Source organism: Gloeocapsa sp. PCC 7428, from assembly GCF_000317555.1.
Taxonomy (GTDB): Bacteria; Cyanobacteriota; Cyanobacteriia; order Cyanobacteriales; family Chroococcidiopsidaceae; genus Chroogloeocystis.
In genome coordinates, this window is record NC_019746.1 from 134,283 (window position 1) to 155,371 (window position 21,089).

The 21,089-nt window shown below is 43.9% G+C and carries 12 protein-coding genes; 2 read left to right on the forward strand and 10 right to left on the reverse strand.

The window, feature by feature from the left end; translation table 11 throughout:
- Positions 1-43: 43 nt before the first annotated feature.
- From GLO7428_RS29255 to GLO7428_RS24525, 5 genes are all read right to left on the reverse strand, one after another.
- Positions 44-601 (reverse strand): IS630 family transposase, encoded by a 558-nt coding sequence (locus GLO7428_RS29255; RefSeq protein ID WP_015191260.1) that lies wholly within the window; start codon positions 599-601, stop codon positions 44-46.
- Positions 598-990, reverse strand: coding sequence for an IS630 transposase-related protein (locus GLO7428_RS29260; protein WP_015191261.1), 393 nt, complete (start codon positions 988-990; stop codon positions 598-600). Before GLO7428_RS29260 ends, GLO7428_RS29255 begins: the two co-directional genes overlap by 4 nt.
- Before the next feature lie 33 nt (positions 991-1,023).
- Complete coding sequence (locus GLO7428_RS24515) at positions 1,024-2,673, reverse strand: ABC transporter ATP-binding protein/permease (RefSeq protein ID WP_015191262.1); 1,650 nt, start codon at positions 2,671-2,673, stop codon at positions 1,024-1,026.
- Between the two features lie 81 nt (positions 2,674-2,754).
- Entirely contained in the window at positions 2,755-4,470 is a 1,716-nt protein-coding gene (locus GLO7428_RS24520; protein ID WP_015191263.1) for an ABC transporter ATP-binding protein/permease, read from the reverse strand.
- A 149-nt stretch (positions 4,471-4,619) separates the two neighbouring features.
- Positions 4,620-5,348 (reverse strand): hypothetical protein, encoded by a 729-nt coding sequence (locus GLO7428_RS24525; RefSeq protein ID WP_015191264.1) that lies wholly within the window; start codon positions 5,346-5,348, stop codon positions 4,620-4,622.
- Between the two features lie 510 nt (positions 5,349-5,858).
- Here GLO7428_RS24525 and GLO7428_RS24530 point away from each other — a divergent pair.
- Together GLO7428_RS24530 and GLO7428_RS24535 are read left to right on the forward strand one after the other, a co-directional pair.
- Positions 5,859-8,861: a peptidase domain-containing ABC transporter gene (locus tag GLO7428_RS24530; protein ID WP_015191266.1), complete on the forward strand. Its 3,003-nt coding sequence runs from the start codon at positions 5,859-5,861 to the stop codon at positions 8,859-8,861.
- A 93-nt stretch (positions 8,862-8,954) separates the two neighbouring features.
- Complete coding sequence (locus GLO7428_RS24535) at positions 8,955-10,442, forward strand: HlyD family efflux transporter periplasmic adaptor subunit (RefSeq protein ID WP_015191267.1); 1,488 nt, start codon at positions 8,955-8,957, stop codon at positions 10,440-10,442.
- Positions 10,443-11,147: 705 nt separating this feature from the next.
- Here the strand turns inward: GLO7428_RS24535 and GLO7428_RS29265 are convergent.
- The 5 genes from GLO7428_RS29265 to GLO7428_RS24550 form a co-directional block, all read right to left on the reverse strand.
- Entirely contained in the window at positions 11,148-11,360 is a 213-nt protein-coding gene (locus GLO7428_RS29265) for an ABC transporter substrate-binding protein (RefSeq protein WP_369792540.1), read from the reverse strand.
- Positions 11,361-11,588, reverse strand: a complete 228-nt coding sequence (locus tag GLO7428_RS29270) for a hypothetical protein (protein WP_071882459.1) — start codon at positions 11,586-11,588, stop codon at positions 11,361-11,363. It lies immediately after the preceding gene.
- Positions 11,589-11,931: 343 nt separating this feature from the next.
- Positions 11,932-12,093, reverse strand: a complete 162-nt coding sequence (locus GLO7428_RS28115; protein ID WP_155824114.1) for a hypothetical protein — start codon at positions 12,091-12,093, stop codon at positions 11,932-11,934.
- A gap of 414 nt (positions 12,094-12,507) precedes the next feature.
- Positions 12,508-17,040 carry a pre-peptidase C-terminal domain-containing protein gene (locus GLO7428_RS24545; protein WP_015191269.1) on the reverse strand — a complete coding sequence of 1,511 codons (4,533 nt, stop codon included), beginning with the start codon at positions 17,038-17,040 and terminating at the stop codon, positions 12,508-12,510.
- A gap of 107 nt (positions 17,041-17,147) precedes the next feature.
- Positions 17,148-20,765, reverse strand: a complete 3,618-nt coding sequence (locus tag GLO7428_RS24550; RefSeq protein WP_015191270.1) for a PPC domain-containing protein — start codon at positions 20,763-20,765, stop codon at positions 17,148-17,150.
- Between the last annotated feature and the right edge of the window lie 324 nt (positions 20,766-21,089).

Here is a 21,089-nt window from a genome sequence, read left to right on the forward strand (position 1 = left end):
TAAGTCAATTGCCAAGTCTGACTAGTTACAGCCTATTGCAGTTTTATGAGGCACAGTAGCAACAGTGAGTAAACCAGTTTTTCAAATGCACGGGATTAATTAAATCGAGTGCAGTGGCAATGAGAAGATCAACCCTGAATGCAGTAGTTGGGGAAAAGGAGCGCAAAAAAGCTTTTAATTGTGACCACCAAAGTTCAATTGGATTAAAGTCAGGAGAATAAGGTGACAGGTATTGAATAGTTGCGCCCACCGATTGAATTAAAGACTCAATTTGTTTGAGTTTATGTGCTGGAAGATTGTCCATAACAACCACAGCACCCTGCCACAGTTGAGGCAGTAAACACTTTTCAATAAACACTTGAAAGGCTTGACCATCCATTGAACCATTCAAGGTCATTACAGCTAAAACTCGTTTTGTGCTAATTGCGCCAATGACGGTGACTTTCGACCCGCGATAAAATGGTTGCTCATCATACACTCGAGTTCCACAAAAGCTTCGGGCATGAGTTCGTGTTAACCCCAGCAGTACACCCATTTCATCGATGAAAACTAAGTTTGCTGCCTCGATTTGTTGCACTTGCTGCCAATACTCCGTTCTCAATTGCTGTACTCGTTGTGTTTTTGCTTGAGTGCTGCGCAGTGTCTTTTTTTTCGTGTCAGTTTTTGTTTTTGTAATGCACGACACATCGTACTTGTACTCAGCCAATCATGATAATTTGTCCCCCAATACTCACAGTATTCCCTCAATGTTGCATCGGGATATTGTTTCACCATTGCCGCTAGCTGCGCCTTATAACCATCCAACTTTCCCTTGATTGCTCCTCCCTGTTTTTTCGGTTGGACATGACCTTGAGTTTTCTTCATGGCTATCAGTTTTTGCACAAAACTTTTGGCTACTCCAAATCGAGCCGCAACTTTTCTGATTGAGGTGTCACCTTGTGCGTATGCCTTAACTATTTTTTCTCGCAAGTCGAGCGAGTACGGTTTCATTAGACTTCATTTGTGTACTCCTCTTACTGTACCTCATAAACTTGCAATAGGCTGTAAGTGCAAAAGTTGTTGATGGTAACGTCTCAAGGAAGAACGATGTCCTACACTAATATATGTAATTGAAGTTGCTTGTAATTGTTGATAAAGTAAAGCTTCATTATACTCATCAAGGGCGCTGGTAGATTCATCTAAAATCGCGTAGCTAGGACAAGTAATAAAAAGACGAGCAAACGCTAATCGTTGTTGTTCTCCTAAAGAAAGAACTCGCGACCAATCGGCGATCGCATCTAAGTTATAATCTGTGATTAAATGCGCTAAATTAACTTGGTGCAGGGTTTCTATCAAGTGACGCTCGGTCGTATCAAATGATGAATTAGGGTATAACAATTGCTGACGCAAAGAACCCAAAATCATGTATGGGCGCTGGGGTAAAAACAACAGATGTTGTTGAGCAGGGCGGGTAATGTGTCCGCTACCATAATGCCACAATCCAGCGATCGCGCGTAAGAGTGATGTTTTGCCAACACCACTGACGCCTGTAATGAGTAACGATTGTCCTGGATTGACGGTTAAAGATAATTCGCGAATCAAAGTCTTTTGCGACGGCGTGCATAAAGTTAAATCATGTAGTGCGATCGCGCTGGCTTGTGTAAAGGTGATAGCATTCCTTTCTAGAATTTGATGCGTTTGTGTTTGTTGCAGAAAACCATACAAGCGCGTCACGCTGCTAGCAAATAAACTCAATTTCTCAAACTGGCTAATGACTATCGCTAAGGAAATTAAAACACTACGAAAAGCAACAACAGCTTGGTCGAAAGCACCAACTTTCTGTTCTCCTGCTAATATTGATGGTGCTAAGATGAACAACGGCAATAAAAACGTCAAATATTGATAGCCGTTTTGAAACAAATTTAAGCTAAACTGCCAACGAATGAGGCGATCGAGGTTGCGCAACGCGGCGAGTAACCGATGTTGCATCTGTTGCGATTCGGTATGTTGTCCATCGTAAAACGCAATCATTTCCGCATTGTCTCGAATTTGTGCTAGCCCAAACCGAAAATTGGCTTCGCGCTTGAGTTGTTCGTAGTTAATTCCTACTAAAACGCCACCGAATAGTGTAATGACTAGGATATTGCCAATGAAAGCATAAAGAACTAACACGCCCATTAAAGTGGGTGATATTGCCCACAATGCGCCAGCAAAACCAACTAACTGCATGAGAGATTCGACGAAAATTACCCAAAAGTTCAACGCTTGTTGTGTGAAAATGTTTAAATCTTCACTGATACGTTGATCGGGATTGTCAATTTCGGAATGCGATTGTAAGTGGTAATACGTCCGCTGAGCAAAATAGCGTGATAAAAAATAGTCAGTCAACCAGCGTCGCCAATAGATACTTAATTTCCCTTGAACGAAAGTTCTGCTGGAAAGTAATGGGACTCCGAGAATAAAAGTTACGATGAAGATTGTAATAACTTGGGTGAAGCTTTGTGCATCTCTGGCTGCTAGAGTATTTGTTATTTCTCCTAAAAGAATGCTGACTATAACTAATATGCCAACGCTAATGATTGAGAGTAAAAATAGTAACAATAAAAGTGCGATCGCTTTCCACCTTTCTGATGATGTCCAGTAAGGTTTAGTAATGACCCAAAATTGCTTAACTATCTCCCAATTTAGTTTCATGGGTATAGGAGGATTTTATATGTAAAGAACTACAGAGCCACTAATTGGTAATTGGTTATTGATTCATTAGTAAGAATATTATCAGTAATTCTCCTTGTCTCCTTGTCCTATTATTTCCTCAAAATAGTCTTTTGCGGGTATTAGTTTCCAGCTTTCATTTGTGAGTTGTAGAACTTGCTGATGATATGATATTAAACTGGGACGGTGTCCGACGCTGATTACGGAGAAGGAAGCTTTGCGGATGATTTGATAGATGCGTTCCTCATTTTCTGCGTCTAAAGCACTTGTCGCTTCGTCTAATAAAGCATATTTGGGTTGGATTAACATTAATCGGGCGAAAGCTAGGCGTTGTTGTTCGCCTCCTGATAAAATGCTGGACCAGTCTAAAACTGTATCAAGATCTTGATGGGCAAGGTTGGGTAAGTTTACTAGGTGGAGAACTTGGATTAATTGCGAGTCTGAAATTTCTGCGGTAATGTGCGGGTAAAGTAGCTGTTGGCGAAGTGAACCAGCCAGCAAATAGGGACGCTGTGGCAAGAATAATAAGTCTGAACGTGGAGGTCGGGCAATAGTCCCGCTTCCGTACTGCCATAGACCTGCGATCGCCCGTAAAAGCGATGTTTTACCTACTCCACTCGCACCGACAATAAGTAATGATTCTCCTGGTGCTACTGTCAGCGAAAGGTTATGTAATAGTAGTTTATTGGTGTCTGGAGTGATTAATGTAAGATGCTTGATTGTGATGTCTGTGCTGATTGTTGTCTCGATTGAGGTTGTGGTGTTTTGATGCTCGATCTGAGTCATTGTTGCTTTCAATTCAGATAAACGTTTGATTCCTGCGGCAAAAGCACTAAGTTTATCGAATTGCATAATAATAATTCCAAAAATTGCTCCTAGTCGCTCAAAAGCTACTTGTGATTGCGTGACACTACCGACTTCTAATTCGCCAGTAAAGATGCGTGGTGCTAGAAGAGCGAATGGTAATAAAAATGTAAGATACTGATAACCATTTTGAAATACCATTAACCCAAACTGCGCGCGAATCAAATGATTAAAATTTAGAAATACTGCCCGAAAACGCTGCTGAAGATGGTTTTGCTCTTGCGTTTCACCGTGATAAAATGCGATCGCTTCTGCATTTTCTCGTATCCGCAACAAACCATAACGAAAATCGGCTTCGCGTTTGAGTTGTTCAAAATTAAGTGGAACTAATACTCTGGCAAATACAACACTAGTGAATACTGTTCCTATTAAGCCATAGCTAATTAAAATCACCATAAGTAGGGGTGAAATTGACCACAATATCCCTGCGAATCCAACGGTTTGTAAACTAGAGTCTACAATTATAAGGAAAAATACGAGTGATTGTTGGGTAAAATTATTAATGTCTTCGCTCAGGCGTTGATCTGGGTTATCAATTGCTGGAAAATAAATCAGATGATAGAAATTTTGATAGGCAAAATATTGATTTAAAAAACGGTAAGTTAACCACCTTCGCCAGTACAGGGCTAGTTTTGCCTGAATGTAGCTTTTGAGTGCCAAACTAGGTACTGTTACTATCACTGTTATTAAAAATAAGATTAGCGCTTGCCAAAATCGATCAAGATTGCCTGATACTAGTGCTGAAACAACTTCTCCGCGTTGTAATGTTTCTAGGACAACGATCCCGCTGGTACCCGCTGACAGTAATGTTAATAATATGAGAAGAGCGATCGCACCGTTTCTTTCACTTCCTATCCAATAGAGGCAAGCTACTTTCCAAAACCGCTGCCAAACTTGCCACTTAAACCAACGCATTATTTAAAACTTGGGGATTTTGGAACTTGAATGAACCACTGACAGAGGACGCAGGGACAAGGTAGTAGGGAGACAAGGAGAATCGTTGATAATGTTTTTGTCGATGAAGCAATGACCAATTACCTATTACCAATTTCCAATCCTCAATTTTATCTTTTCATCTTAATAACTGTATTTGCTAGTTGTTCTTGCAACCATTTGTTGAATAGTTCATCAATTAATCGTTGGCGCATTGCTTCATCAAGTTGGGCTGGAAATATTTGATCTACTCGTACAATTGTGAAGTAGTTATTGACTAAAATTGGCGCACAAGGTTGGTGGATTTGGTATTTTTTTAAAATTGGTGCGATAAATGAATGTTTTTCAATTTCTACACGGCTGATAACTTGGAATTGAATGTCTGGATACTGCTGCACAATCTCTTCAAATGATTGTCCATCGTCGCGAATTCGATAGTATAGTTCTTGGGCAAGTTCAGCATTTTGTGTCTGAAGTAGTGAGAAGCTAATTCGATCGAGTTGGGCTTTGCGTTTGAGAAAGTACGAATCAACTTTGGCTGCCCAATTTTGTTTAAATTTATTGAGTTTAAGTTGACGTAAGACCAATGCTTCTAAGTGTTCAATGGTCATACCGCGATCGCTTAACCAAATTTTATGCTGCGGCTCGCTGGTAAGTTGATTGCTGACATAAAATCTTTGAATTGCCTGTTGATGCTCTTCTGGCGAACATTCAATCGGTGCGATCGCCTTGTCTATCAATATCTCTCTGACAAGTTGAGGTAGCATTTGATACCTCACTATCAGTGAAGTTAACTCGTTGGTGGTGAAATACGTGTCACCTACCTGCAAAACGCGGGTATTTGAGAGGATTGTGGTCATTTAATTTAAATCACTTATCCTTTGATTGAGTGCAGTTAAGTGTTTCTTTTGCAATTGCATAAAATTCTTAATAATGATGCCGTTTATGTGGAGTAGTACATGGTAGATTTATTAGTAATCTTTTGCAGTAATGCTGTAGCCAAGGTTGTGTTAATTCTTTCACAAGGCGTTGATAATTTCAAGATTATGCTGATGTTGAGATTTTGAAACGTCCTAACCTATCGTTTTGCTGCCTCTACTAATAATCAGCCCTGTAAGACTATATAGCTAAGAAATTTTGCCGATTAGGAGTGACAAATAATCTTTAAACCTGAACGCACATCGATTAAGTGATACAAGCTCTCAAATCGCACTATGCAGTAGAAAACAACGTGGATACTATGCCTGCAAAACTCCATACGGCGGTCAATCTTGCTTTAATTAACTCCTTCGCCCTTCATTCAACACGGGTAAGGCAGTGCCTTACCCCTCTTGCCCCTCGCTCTTCTTAACAATCTGGTTTGGTAGATAATGATTGACACTATTGCAAATTTTGATACTGTCATTGCCCAAATTCCTCCGTTTGACCGGCTATCATCAACGAGTTTAGAACAGCTAACTCGTCAAGCACAGATATACCGCTATCGTGTAGGACAGGCGATCGCAGTACGGGAGAAAATGCCCGCCCAGGTTAGTGTACTGTGTCAGGGACAAGTACGATTACTTGGCTTTGATCCAAATATTCAAACAATGACAACAATTTCACGGTTGTCGTCAGGCGCGATAATTGGAGTGGCTGGGTTACTCCGAGGAATTGCGTGTGAAACCGCGATCGCTTCAACAGAATGTACGTGTTTGAACATTCCATCGGATACTTTTTTAGACTTAATTGCATCAGAACCGGCGCTAAATGACTGGTTTAAGACGACTCCAACACTGATTGAGACGTTTGAAGTTCTCGCGGCTTGGCTACAGCAAGCGGCTAATCCCACACTATTACAACAACAGAGTGTAGGAAGTTTAACCCAGCTAGTCACAAAAGTTTTTCCGCAGGTCGTGGTAACATCTTTAGACTTGAATCCCCGCAAGTCTAGAGGAAACCAGAATCAACAATTAGATAACAACCTCTTATGGTTAGTCAGCAATCAAAACTCGCTAGAACTTCCTGTAGGTTACGTTTACGACCAACAAATTATTGCAAAACCGACAACTTTACGACTCGTAGGCTTGCCTAAAACGTTGTTAGCATCTGATTCAGAAGTCGAACAAACATCTGAAGCACTAAGTGCAACTGCGGTTCATTCTATTGCCTATGCACCTCGCGAAATTCCTGAATGGGATTCCTCTGCGTCGGAAAAACGGATCAAATATCCTTATGTCAAGGGAAAAGGTGATATTAATGGTGCGTTGGCGTGTTTTGAGATGCTGGCACAATATTGGGGAATGCCGTTTCGTAAAGATGTTGTGCGGCGAGTATTGACGAATCAAAAGCAGCGGGTAGGGGCATTATCGCTGCTGCAATGCGGTGGTGTGACTGAGATGTTGGGAATACAAGCCCAGTTAATAGAAATACCAGAAAAAGCGATCGCCCGCTTGCAAGTTCCAGCAATGATTCAATGGCGCGATAGCTTCGCTTTGATTTACTCAATCAGCGCTAAAACTGTGGTAATGGGTGTTCCTGAGGTTGGAATTTTGCGTCAGCGCCCCGCCGAATTGTTTGCGGGTATCCAACCCGATGCACAAACACAACAGCGTAAATTGCCGGTTTTGATGTTGCAAACCACTCCCCAAACACCACAACGCAAGTTTGGTTTATCGTGGTTTTTGCCGTCGTTGTTTAAATACCGCCGCGTGTTAGTCGAGGTGTTTATTGCCTCATTCTTTGCTCAACTGTTTGCGCTGGTTAACCCTTTAACAACCCAAGTCATTATTGATAAGGTTATCCTGCAAAATAGCCCTGACACGTTGCAAGTCTTAGGCGTTTTCCTGATTGTGATTGCGGTTTTTGAAGCAATATTAATCAGCCTGCGAACTTATTTATTCGCTGACACTACTAACCGCATTGATTTAGCGTTGGGTTCAGAAATTATCGATCATTTATTACGATTGCCGTTACGCTATTTTGAACGGCGACCAGTGGGTGAACTTGCAACTCGCGTTAATGAACTCGAAAATATTCGGCAATTTTTAACGGGTACAGCTTTGACGGTAGTGTTAGATGCTGTTTTTTCGGTAATCTATATTGTCGTCATGCTAATTTATAGCTGGTTATTGACGCTTGTCGCGCTGGTAACGCTACCGCTATTTATTGGTTTAACTGCGTTTGTTTCACCAATTGTCCGGCGACAACTCCGCGAAAAAGCCGAACTCAACGCTGCGGCGCAATCACATTTGGTAGAAGTGCTATCAGGTATCCAGACGGTGAAGGCGCAAAATCTAGAGTTGCGATCGCGCTGGAAATGGCAAGAACGCTATTCGCGCTACATTAGTTCTAGCTTCAAGACTGTTTTCACTTATACAACAGCGACTTCTACTAGCACATTCTTGAACCATTTGTCAAGCTTGTTAGTGCTATGGGTTGGAGCTTATCTTGTTCTGCAAGGAGAATTAACTTTAGGACAATTAATCGCGTTTCGGATTATCGCAGGCTACGTGACGAGTCCTTTATTACGCTTAACGCAACTGTGGCAAAACTTCCAACAAACTGCGTTGTCCCTAGAGCGATTGAGCGATATCGTCGATACACCCGTCGAAGCTGACAGCAGCGATCGCGGTAAAATTTCTTTACCCAGAATCGAAGGAAAAGTTAAGTACGAAAATCTTTCATTTCGATTCGCTCCTAACGGTCCATTACAGTTAAATAATGTCAATTTAGAATTTTCTCAAGGTTCATTCATTGGCATTGTCGGGCAAAGTGGATCGGGTAAAAGTACCTTGATGAAACTGTTATCGCGCTTGTACGACCCCGAATCCGGTCGCATACTCATCGATAACTACGATATCCACAAAGTCGAACTTTATTCGCTACGCCAACAAATCGGAATTGTGCCGCAAGACACGTTACTCTTTGAAGGAACCGTCCAAGAAAACATTACGCTCAATAACCCAGACGCCACCGAAGAAGAAATGATCGCAGCGGCTCGCATCGCAGTTGCCCACGACTTTATCATGAGTCTACCAAGTGGTTATAATACCTTCTTGAGCGAACGCGGCGCTTCGTTATCAGGCGGACAACGTCAGCGGATTGCCTTAGCACGAACAATCTTGCAAAATCCAAGGCTGTTAATTCTAGACGAAGCAACAAGCGCGCTAGACTACGATTCCGAACGCCAAGTCTGTTTGAATCTCGCCGAAGCTTTTAAAGGTCGCACAGTTTTCTTTATTACTCACCGTCTAAATACAATTCGCAATGCCGATCGCATTGTTGTTATGGATCAAGGCATTGTTGCTGAACAAGGAACCCACGAAGAACTCATGCAGCTTCGAGGTAGATACTATTGCTTGTATCAACAGCAAGCATCACATCTGGAATAACTGAAGTTGGTAACTGGTAATTGACCAAGAATACTATCAACAATTACCCATTACCTATTCTCCATTACCCATTACCTACTTTCCATTCACACTATGCTCGACCTCAGACCGAACAATCAAAATGGTAACGGTAAAGCTGTTACTCCACCTAAAACTCCCTTTGATCAACCTGTTGTGTTACGGCGATCGCCGTTTCTCTCGCGGGCAATTATCTGGACAATCGCGGGAGTGACAACCTTCGGTTTCATTTGGGCTTGTGTTGCTAAAGTTGATGAATCAGTGATGGCAACTGGTAAACTCGCGCCGCAAGGAAGTATTAAGGAAGTCAAAGCCCCGTTGAATGGCGTTGTTAAGGAGATTCATATCGAAGACGGGCAACGCGTGAAACAAGGCGATTTACTTCTAGTCCTCGATTCGCGAACTGCGCAAGCTCAAACTACCGCACTGCAAAAAGTTAAAGCAGCATTGAGCCAAGAAAATCAGTTTTATCGCTCTGTCTTGCGGGGAGTTGCCGCAATTCCCACAACGGTTAATGTATCTCCAGAAATCGCTGACTTGACAAAGAGTCGCTCAACATTGGTTGCGGAAAACCGTCTTTATCGTTTACAACTCGACGGTGCTGCTGATCCTAACTTAAATCCTGACGAACAACTGCGGCTAAAATCTGCATTGAGTGAAGCGGCTTCGCGCGAAGCAGCTGCACAGCTAGAAATCGAACAACTGCAACAGCAACTTGCACGAACCGAAGTTGAACTTGCAGGCGCAAAAGATATCGTGGTTGTCAACGAGCAGATTTTGCAAGATATCGAGGCAGTTGCGCGAGAAGGCGCATTGTCGCGCGTGCAGTATTTAGAACAGCGGCAGAAAGTGCGTAGCGGACAATCAGAAGTTGAACAGTTAACGAAAGAGCGATCGCGCTTGCAATTAGCAATTAACCAAGCACGCGAGAAACTTGAAAATACGCAGGCGCTTTCGCAGCAGGATGTTTTGACAAAAATGGCAGCGAATGACCAAAAAATCGCCGAAATTGACACGCAACTCAATAAAGCGATCGTCGAAAACGAAAAACAAATTGCCGAAATCGAAAACCAACTCAGTCAAGCACAAGTGACACTGCAATATCAGCAATTACGCGCTCCAGTGGAGGGTACTGTATTCGATTTGCAAGTAACAGCGCCTGGTTTTGTTACTAACTCCGCTGAACCTTTATTAAAAATTGTTCCGAGTAACACCTTGGTAGCTGAGGTATCGATTACGAATCGAGATATTGGTTTTGTTGAAGAAGGAATGCCCGTCGATGTGCGGATAGACTCGTTTCCTTTCAGCGAATTTGGCGATATTAAGGGAGAATTAATTTCTGTTGGTTCGGATGCTTTACCTCCTGATGAAATTCGACCTTACTACACCTTTCCTGCAAAAGTTCGCATGAATCAGGAATTTTTGCAAGTTCGCGGACGCGAAATTCCATTGCAATCAGGAATGTCAATTAGTGCAAATATTAAAGTACGCGATCGCACTGTATTGAGCATCTTTACAGATCGTTTTGTCCATCACTTAGAAAGTCTCAAATTTGTCCGATAAGCACATTCTGTGCAACAAGGACTGATTAGAAATGAAAATTCAAAATTTGCTTGATATTTTAATACACAGAAGTACAGATGAGGTAGAAAGAGAGACAAGGAGAATTGCTTCACGCACAATTGCGTTAGCCCGTACAAAGTATATTTGTGTAGCGCGTGTAATGTGCGATCGCTGTTAACTAATTCTTCTATCACTTCACCAATTTGATTGCAGAAGAAAGATGAAGATGCGATTGTGTAGCGTATGCAAAGTATAATCGCTTACTCTATACAAAGTCCAATCACCTTCTTCCCTCACTCCTGTTAGAGCGTGTTGGCGAGGTAATAGTAGAGATCGTCAATTACAGCATCAGCTGCAAATAAATTTGATCTAGTCCATGTGTAACCCTCAACGAGGTAAACTTGCTCTTGCTGAACAGCTTTGAGCTTTTCCATAAAGGTCTTTGTTTTAAGCTTTCAAAAATTGCTTTACCTTCTTTACCAAAAGCTAAGAATAAAACATCATCGTCTACTTGCTCAAACCTTTCCTCAGAAATACTATAAATTGCCCCACGGCGTGTGACAACGTTTTGCGCTTTTGGGCGTTGCAAACCCAAATCACTAAGAATAAAACCTGGAAATGTAGCTTTGGTAAAAACAGTTAGGTTAAAACTCTCACCTCTAGCCCTTCCAGTAACAGAAATTGTTTGATTGTGATAGCGATCGCCTAGTGATATTTTAATTCTTCAATTCGTTGGTAATAATGATTTAAAGCTTGTGTTGCTTTTTCTTTTTTTCCTAATACTTCAGCAATAAAAGTGAAACCTTCTTTCCAATTCAATACTACGTCTTTAAACTGAGCTACTACGTGAACAATTTGAGAAAGTAGGGGATAAATCTCTTCATTATATTCTGTAGTTAAAATTAAATCAGGCTTCAGTTACAAAATTCTTTCCAAGTTTGGAGATTCGCCTATACCTAATAACACGATCCCTTCCGTGTTATTCTCCGGATAGCTTTGAACGTCTGGATAGTTTGCACTCGACTGCTCAATTGAACAAGCATTACTACCAATGGGCTTAACATCAAGATTCAGTGTATGACTAAGAATATACTGCATAAGGGTGACAACCCGTTGAGGGTTATTAGGAACACAGGTTTCTCCCATTGCGTGTTCCACAACTCGACAAGGGTTTGAGGGTGGTGCAGAAGTTAGTATATCGGTATGGTTGATCGCTGTTCCGCTACAGGCTGAGACGATTGCAACTGTAAGTATGAATAGCAATAATCGTTATTTTACCCTCCTCAATTCTCCCTTATAAATGAGGGAAGTTGGCATCGATTGTTCCCTACCCTTGGAAAGGCAGGGCTGTTTAATTGTAAGAGAGGGAAAATCCTCTTTAACTGATTTGCCAGTTTCCGCTTTGCAGTGGCAATTGAGGTGAAACCCAGAGAGCGGTTCTCGATGCTCCCATGTCCACGAATGATGGCATGAAACTGCTCAGCCGTGGTCACGACACTGCTGATGTAATACTGGCGCTCTTAAACGCTTGTCCTGCTCGTATGCCCTGGCGTTCCACGCAGATACACCGCTTGAGTTTTGTCCACTCATCGGCAAAGGCTTCCAACTGCTCAAGCACTGAGACGTGCCATTGCACGATGCGTCCATGCACAAAACTCTGGTACTTGTTGAAGGTGTTCAATTAGGTTCATCTTTGAGGCAAAGAGCGTACTGACTAAAGATAGTCTAATTTTTTTCCTCTCACTTTGAAACAACCCTGCCCACTTGTGGGGAGCCACTGCGGCGCGGAGTTTCCGCGTCCGGAAGCAAGTGGCGTGGATTTAGGGGACTAATTCTTATCATGAAGAATTTAGGAGGATTGAACACGAAAGCAATTTTTTCAACTTTTTCAACGAAAATAAGAGGTTCTCTAACGAGGTTGGTATTGCATAAATAAAGCGGCAACTTATAAATTGCCGCTTCAGTGTAATTATTTGAACAATTTGAAGTTGTGTTAGAAAAGTTGCAATCTTAAGAATAACCGCGATCGCACTTCAAGAATAACCGCGATCGCACTTCCCAAATCTTAGGCTAGCCTTGCGTTCAAGGTATACTCACCGGTTTCGATTCCGAAGTCGGGGAACACCCAACCTGAACCACTACCTGCTGTGAATGGGTCGTAGGAGTCGTTACCGATTTGACTAATACCGACATAGTACGTGCCTGCGTCGGCTGCGGTAAACTCAAGGTAAGGATCGTTAAACGACGAGAACACTTCGTCGGGCGCGGCTTGGAAGTCATCAAAGTCGGTCTTCGCAAGCTCAGTACCTTCCGCATCAAACACACGTAATTGCGAGTAGGCAAGCAGCGAATCGAGCGATACCGCATCAACATCAAGTACAAGTGTTTCGCCCGCACCAAGCGTAAACGAGTAGAAATCGACATCTTCCGTCGCATCTACCGTGAGTTCATTACCCTCAGCATCTTCGGCAAAATATTGGGCGATTTCACCATCGAAGCTGACAGTAGAATTGGCGGCGGATAAACCAGTAGCGATCGCAGTGTCGATTGTATCATTTTGCTCCTCGGTTGAGGTAGGAGCCAAGCTCGGATTATCTGCAATGCTAAAGGTCACACTGCTAGCTTCGGGGTTGAGTTGATAACCATTGCCAGCTTCTAGCGTAAAAGTAACTTCTTCCAAGCCTTCATCGATGCCATCATTGAGCACAGGTAGTTCAATACTTGCATTTTGCTCAGTGATGTTAAAGCTGAGGCTTGATAGCTGCCCGCCTCCGCCTTGAATAAAGTCACCCAAGTCGTCAGAGGTCAACGTTACGGTGATTCCTTCTTCGGGTGGTGGGGCGCTGAGGTTGAAGTTGAAAGTCGCGGTTGTGCCCTCGCTTTCGATCAAAACTTCGGGTTCTGCGGTTAAGCCGACTTGAATTTGCGACTCTGGATTATCCTTAATCGTCAGCGTTGCCGAACTTTGATTTTCGTTGACCGTGTAACCCGCACCTGGTACTACCGATAAGTTAAACTGTTCGATACCTTCGGTGATATCGGTGCTGTTGAACACTGGTACGGTAATCGTTGCCGTTTGTTCCAGCATTTGGAAGTAAAAACCACTGACTGCACCGTCAGCTGTTGCCACGCCACCGGTAATATCAGCATTGAAGATCGCAAGTTCATTCAAGAAATCTTGCGCACCACCGCTAACGTAGACTTGTACTCCTTCGGGTGGCGGAGGTTCCGACAGCGATAAGGTAATAGTAAAGGCAGTTTCTTCAGACTCAATGAGTTCTGTCGTATCGACTTCCAAGCTGACTTCGGGTGTAACCGTTGGTGCAGGAACTTGGTCTACGGTATCGTAGAACGTCACAGTAGAAGAATTTAATGGCGAAACAGTGTAACCGGCACTTTCTTCTAGCGAGAAAGTTGCTGTTTCGGGTCCATCGGTTTGAGCTTCTTCACTGGTTGTGGGGTTGAGCGTGATTGTCGCAAATTCTTCTTGGAGTAAGAACTTGAACCCAACTGCTTCGCCTTGAGCGTTGTAAACCGCATCGAGGAATTCACCACCTCGGCTAAATGGCTTGTTGTTGAGGTTGCCACCATAAGGAACTGTGTAGCCTTCGTCACCAACACTGCCAAAGTAATCGGTGAGAACAATGTCACTCTTGACATAAACTTCAACTCCGCCTTCGGGAATCTCACCATCGGCTGACAGTGCAAAGCTGAGCGCAGTACCAGCACCTTCGGGTGGAGTTAAAACGATCGCTGGTGCAGCAATGCCAAAATCGAGATTGTCGAAGTCATTGTTATAAGTTCCGGCGATGGTCACTAAAGAGACTGCGGGACCTTCACCCGTACCACGCGGAATCCTTGTCGGATCTGGAATAAATGCATCTGGATTGTTCAGGCTGAGGTTAAGCGTGTATTCCCCAGATCCATATCCATCTGGGTCAGGATCGGAATTGCCTGTACCAGAGGCTGGTTTGGTAGGATCGTACTCGCCGTTGCCATAAAGGCTAACACCAACGTAATAAGTTCCGTCGCTGGGTGCCGTGAACTCGATATAAGACTCGAACCTGGAATTAAAGATCTCATTAGGTGCAGCACCGTCGTCATTGGTGGCTAACTCCCCACCAGTAGCATCAAAGACGCGCAACCAAGTATCAACTTTTCTGCCGTCTTCAAACTGATTCGAGTCAGTATTAATTTTGATTGTGTCGCCAGCTTTGAGGTTAACTTTGTAAAGGTCAACATCTTCACTCGCGTCAACATACGTAACGCTACCATCTGCTTTTTCGTAAGAGTTATCAAACTCAAAGTCGAGTGTACTGGTAAACGATAACTCCGAGTTAAACTGATTCAAGCGCGTATTAAAAGCGGTTTCCAGCGTGTCGTTTGGCTCCGTAACCTCGCCTGGCGGTGCTTGTCTTGGTCGATCGACAATCTGAAATGTTCCCAAATTTGCATCGGGATTTAGCTGATAACCAGGAGCATCTTGCAGTGTAAACGATGCTTCTTCTAGTCCTTCGTTTTCACCATCATTGGCAACTGGTAACTCAATCGTTGCTTCCCTACCAGTAATTTTGAAGTCAAAGCCCGTATCGGTGACGCGGACAATTTCACCACCAGTAATCGCAATATTTGCTAAGTCAAATTCCGATAATTGCGGTGCTGCTACAGCAACCGTTAGTCCTTCTTCGGGTGGTGTCGCACTTAGGCTAAACTTATGAACTGATACCGTGTTTCTTGACTCGATCAGTACCGCTGGCTCAGTCTCCAAGCTTACCTGAATTTGCGAATCAGCATTATCAACGACGTTGAGCGTAATTGAACCTGCATCTTCCGCAATGTTATAGCCTGCTGCTTCTTGTAATGCAAAGTTAAACTCTTCGATTCCCTCTAATTCGTCGTCAGCAAACGCTGGTAAAGTGATTGTTGCTGTTTGCTCAGTAATCTTAAAGAAGAAGCCGTTAGCCGCAAAGTTCGGAGTAGGATACACGCCACCTGTTATCTCGGCATTGTAAATGTCGAACTCTCCTACGTCGTTACTATCTTCACTGTCGCTCTTGACGTAAACTAGCAAACCATCTTCTGGTGGAGGTTCGCTTAAGGTAAAGGTGAGTGTAGTGGTATTGCCAGTTGCTTCGTTGAGTCTGTTGTTATCAACACTGAGGCTGACTGTCGGCATTACCGTTGCCGCAGGTACTTGGTCGATTGTATTGTAGAAGGTAACAGTAGAAGTACTTGCATCGTTGCTAACGTTGTAGTCTTCACCTGCTTCTAATGTGAAAGTGGCATCAAAAGGAGCATCTTTACTACCGTCATCTTTCACTGCTAAGTTGATCAGGGCATTCGGTTGCAGAATTCTAAACTTAAAGCCAGTCGCTTCGCCTGCTTCGTTAAAGACTGCCCCGACGAATTCACCTCCAGGACTAAACGGTTCTACACCCAGATTTGCAAAGTTGTCTCTGAAGGCAATATCGCTGTTGAGCGTGATAACTACGCCATCTTCTGGAATTTCACCTGCTACAGAGAAAACAAAGGTAAGCAACGAAGTTCCATCTTCTAGCGACTGAACAATGGCAGGAGCAACTAAGTTATCTTCGCTATCAAATGCACCCGCGATCGTGTTAAAGGAAACTGTAAGCTCATCAGATGGCGTTGGAGTTGGAGTTGGTTCGGGCGTTGGAGTTGGAGTTGGAGTTGGTTCGGGCGTTGGAGTTGGAGTTGGTTCAGGTGTTGGAGTTGGAGTTGGTTCAGGTGTTGGAGTTGGAGTTGGTTCGGGTGTTGGAGTTGGAGTTGGTTCAGGTGTTGGCGTAGGTGCTGCTTCAACTGTAATTGACACCGTTGCTGGCTCAGAATTTACTGAACCATCGTTCGCTACATAGGTAAAGGTATCGGTTCCCACAAACCCACTAGCAGCAGTATAAGTAAATGACCCATCAGCATTAAGCGTTAATGTGCCATTTTCTGTAGTTTCTACAACCGTAGCTGTTAAAGTATCACCATCGGTGTCCGTATCATTTGCCAAAACTCCTGCTTGTAGATCTACGGTTAACTCTTCACCTGCTTGTATGTTGTAGCTATCATTAATGACAACCGGAGCCGTATTAGTTGGGGTTGGTGTGGGAGTTGGAGTTGGAGTTGGTTCGGGTGTAGGCGTTGGCGTAGGTTCAGGCGTGGGAGTTGGAGTTGGTGTAGGTTCGGGTGTAGGCGTTGGCGTAGGTGTACTTTCTGCGTCTTGAATAGTGACAGTCGCTGAACTTGCATTTGGGTCAATGGTATACCCTTCGCCTGGTTGTACCGTAAACGTTATCGTCTGAGGACTATCAGCAACATCATCATCGTACACAGGTAAACTTAACGTTCCGGTTTGTGCGGTCAGTCGTACCGAAAATCCACTTGTGTCATCATTTACACTAACTAAGCGCAGATTGCTATATTGAGTTGCAAATACATCAAACTGACCCAGCGCGTTTTCCACGGGGCTATCGATCGCAATTACCAAACCTTCTGGGGGAACTGGTTCACTCGAACTAATTGTGTAAGTGACTATCGTCCCTTCTTCTTCTATAAGAGTTGTAGGACTAGCTGTGATGCTGATTGCCATAGTTTCACAAGTATGTTGTATAGGTGAATGTAGGTGAACATCAATCTTCAAAACTATTACGAAGGCAAACGTGTTATTAACGGCGTTTGCCTCGCATATTGAAATAGCTATCCAATCGCAGGGGTTAGATCAATTGCTAGTTCGTACTCGCCAACATTGATACCCGAATTCGGGAAGATGCGACCGCTGCCACTGCCTGCGGTGAATGGGTCATAACTGGTGTTACCCAACTGCGCAACTCCTAAATAGTACGTGCCGCTTTCGGGAGCAGTAAATTCTAAGTAGGGGTCGCGTCCGGAAACAAATACTTCTCCAGGTGCTGGCGCTTCAGCGTTGTATGCTAATTGTGTGCCGTCAGCGTCGAAGATGCGTAACTCAGTGTCTGCTCTTTGAGCGCGTTCGAGACCAGGAATTGTGTACTCAATTGAATCAATGTCAATCTTTACGGTATCTCCGGCGTTAAGGCTGAACGAGTACATATCGACATCTTCGGATGCGTCAACATCATCAGAAGCATCGACACCGTTACGACCGTAATAGTATGCGATCGCGCCACTAATTGATGCATAAGTGCTATCTGCACTCAATTCCAGCGCATTGGCTGTATCAATCGTATCGTTGTATGTAGGCGTATCGTTCGCTTCGCTTTCAGTTTGCGTTGGCGGTGCTTGTCGAGGATTATCTACGATTGTGAAGCTAGCGGTGTCAGCTTCGGGGTCAATTTGGTAATCGTCGCCTGCTGCTAAAGTAAAACTGACTTCTTCCGCCCCTTCATTTTCGCCGTCAGCGGCTATAGGTAAACTAATAACAGCTTCGCGATCGGTAATATTGAAAGAAAAACCTGCATCCGTGACTTCAGTGATATTGCCACCTGTTACCTCAATCTCGTCTAAGTTAAATTCATCGAGGTCAGGCGCGTTAACGAATACCGTGACGCCTTCATCGGGTAGTGTTGTACTCAAGTTAAATGTGTGTACCGAAACCGTTGCTTCAGATTCGATCAAATATTCAGGTTCGCTGCTGAGGCTTACTTGAAGGAGTGAATCGCGGTTGTCGGCGATCGTTAAACTTTCAGAACTCGCGTTAGCATTCACCGTATACCCTGGACCTGATTCGACCGCAAAGCTGTAGCTTTCGATTCCTTCAACAACATCATCTGCAAACACAGGCAGCGTAATTCTAGCTGTTTGGTCAGTGATCTTGAAGTAGAATCCACTACTATCGGCGTTTGGCGCGGGCGGGAACGCACCGCCAAACACCTCAGCAGCAAAAATATCAAATTCACCAACTGCACCCCTGGCATCGCCTTTAACATAAACGAGAACACCATCTGCTGGAGGTGGTTCGCTCAAATTGAACGTCAGCGTTGTGCGAGTCCCTTCTGATTCAACTAGCTCGGTATTACTGATTCTAAAGCTGACTTCGGGAGTCACTCTGGGTTCTGGAACCTGCTCTAGAGTGTCGTAAAGCGTAACGCTAGAAGGACTTACTTCTTCACCTAGGACATAACCTTCGGCGGCTTCTAGGAAAAACGAGCCTTGTTGCGGCGCTTCGGTTTCGTCATCGCGACGTATTGGTAAAGTAAGGAGCGCGTAGCGTTCATCCATGCGGAACTTGATTCCCGTCGCTGTACCCGTTTCGTCATAGATTGGTCCTAAAACTTCACCACCAGGGCTAAAGACTCCTAGAGCATTGTTGTTGCCATAAAAACTGTTGGTAGCAAACCATTCATTGATGTCAATATCGCTATTGATGTAAACTTCCAGTCCACCTTCAGGAATTTCCCCTTCGGCTTGCAATGATAGCGTTAGTACCGAACCGCCATCATCAACGTTTTCTACTAAATTAGGCGAAATAACACTGTAGTCTTCGGCTTCAAAGTCTTCGTTGAAGGCTCCCGCAATTGTTTGTAAGGTGACAGTCGGACCTTCACCAAGGCTAGGAGGAATTGGCGTTGCGATCGGTGTGGGATCTGCGTTGAGTTTAAGGTTAAGAACGTAATCTCCAGGCGGACCAAAATCTCCCTCAGAGTAACCACTACCACTACCAGGTACATTCGGGTCGTAGTAGAAGTTTTCCCACGCGCTGACACCAATATAGTATGTACCATCGGTGGGAGCTTTGAAATCAAGATAAGCATCCCAGATTGACTGAAACTCTTCACCAGGCGCTGGAACGGTATCAGCAAGGGCAAGTTCATTGCCTTCGGCATCAAATACGCGCAGCGTTGTATCAAGAATGAGCGGTGTTTTTAAATCAATCTGATTCGAGTCAATGTCAGCAATCAACCTGTCGCCAGCTTTGAGATCGACTTTGTAGAAATCAACATCTTCACCTGCGTCAATCTCTGTGAAAGTACCATCTGGATTTTCGTAGACGTTGCTGCGATCGTAGGTGAGCGAACTGCGGAAGGAAACGTCGGTATAGTTGTAGCCTAATCTGGTATCGACTGCTTTAGAAAGAATGTCGTTTGGCTCTAAAATTGCGCTTGGTGGCGGTGTTTGGTCGGGTGAGTCAATGATCTGGAATGTGCCTGTATTGGCTTCCTGATTTATGATGTAGCCTTGACCAGGTTGCAGTGAGAATGTTGCGGTTTCTAACTTCTCGATGACTCCATCATCTGCAATAGGTAAACTAATCGTTGCGGTTTGACTTGTAATTTTGAGGTCGAATCCATCATCGCGGACATCGACAATTTCACCACCTTCGACTGAAATACTAGTTAAGTCAAACTCACCTAAATCAGGTGCTGCGACACTCACCGTAACACCGGCTGTGGGTGGAGGCGCACTTAGGGTAAACGTATGAATCGAGGCGGTACCTTCGGCTTCAATCAGCAACTCTGGTTCAGTCGCAAGACTAACTGAAATCTGCGAATTGCGCGTATCGGCGATTGTCAGGTTTATAGGCGCGTTGTCCGCTGCGACGGTGTAACCTGGACCTGATTGCAATTCAAAACTAAATCCTTCAATACCTTCTACTTCGTCATCGGCAAATGCAGGCACGGTAATCGAAGCGTTTTGTGAGGTAATTTTAAAATAAAATCCGGTTGAGCGGAAGTTGGGCGCTGGAAAGACTCCACCTCTAACGTCGGCTTGAAAGATGTCAAATTCTCCTAAAGCGCCGCGCTGTGGGCTAGCAACATAAACTAAAACACCTTCGGGTGGAGGTGGTTCGCTCAAGTTGAAACTTAAAGTTGTTGTATTGCCTTGCGATTCCACCAGCCTACGGTTGCTAATGTTAAATTCAACTTCTGGTACAACGGTTGGGGTAGGAACATCATCCAAGCTGTCGTAAACACTGACAGTTGAAGAATTAGCTCTTTGGTTGACTGTGTAGCCGTCTCCTGGTTCCAACGCGAAAGTAGCTTCTCGCACACCTTCGGTGTTACCGTCATCTTCTATATAGAAGTTAATTACAGCATAAGGCTGATCTAGGCGGAATTTGAACCCTGTAGCTTTACCTGTGTCATCGTATACAGCTTCTAATACCTCTCCACCAGGGCTAAAAGGGGTTCTACCCAAGCGCTGGAAATACTCCGTTATGTCAACATCGCTGTTAATAACAATCTCTACACCCTCGTCTGGAATTTCTCCATCTGCACTGACAACAAAACTAAGAACCGAAGCCCCATCCTCTAATCCATCTACCAGCGCGGGAGCAAGTAAATTGTCATCGGCATCGTACGAGCCTGTAATTGTTTGTAAAGAGATATTGGGTGCCATGTATTTCCTGTATGTCTTGATTGGTGATTGGCGATCGCACACACTAGCATTAGAACTATCTGCATAGCCTGTACTAGGTTATGTAAATGGTTGATTCAATACTTTCGGCTTTACAGCCGTCTTGAACGGACAATTCCATGAGGCTGTTTGCTAATTAGTTGCAACAGCCATACACATCCTATCTAAATGGTTCGCCTAGGCAACCATTTATAAAGCAAAACTTTTCTTAGCAGGTAGCACAACGCTGCTAGGCTGGTTGTGAACTACAGCTTACAGTGTTCTATTGATTCGCGTGCAAACTATAGAGATGCAGACATCAGTCGG

Bases quoted from the DNA above. Each gene is read 5' to 3' on its own strand.
- GLO7428_RS29260 (WP_015191261.1), bottom strand. From the start codon at position 990: ATGAAACCGTACTCGCTCGACTTGCGAGAAAAAATAGTTAAGGCATAC.
- GLO7428_RS24515 (WP_015191262.1), bottom strand. From the start codon at position 2,673: ATGAAACTAAATTGGGAGATAGTTAAGCAATTTTGGGTCATTACTAAA.
- GLO7428_RS24520 (WP_015191263.1), bottom strand. From the start codon at position 4,470: ATGCGTTGGTTTAAGTGGCAAGTTTGGCAGCGGTTTTGGAAAGTAGCT.
- GLO7428_RS24525 (WP_015191264.1), bottom strand. From the start codon at position 5,348: ATGACCACAATCCTCTCAAATACCCGCGTTTTGCAGGTAGGTGACACG.
- GLO7428_RS24530 (WP_015191266.1), top strand. From the start codon at position 5,859: ATGATTGACACTATTGCAAATTTTGATACTGTCATTGCCCAAATTCCT.
- GLO7428_RS24535 (WP_015191267.1), top strand. From the start codon at position 8,955: ATGCTCGACCTCAGACCGAACAATCAAAATGGTAACGGTAAAGCTGTT.
- GLO7428_RS29270 (WP_071882459.1), bottom strand. From the start codon at position 11,588: ATGGGAGAAACCTGTGTTCCTAATAACCCTCAACGGGTTGTCACCCTT.
- GLO7428_RS24545 (WP_015191269.1), bottom strand. From the start codon at position 17,040: ATGGCAATCAGCATCACAGCTAGTCCTACAACTCTTATAGAAGAAGAA.
- GLO7428_RS24550 (WP_015191270.1), bottom strand. From the start codon at position 20,765: ATGGCACCCAATATCTCTTTACAAACAATTACAGGCTCGTACGATGCC.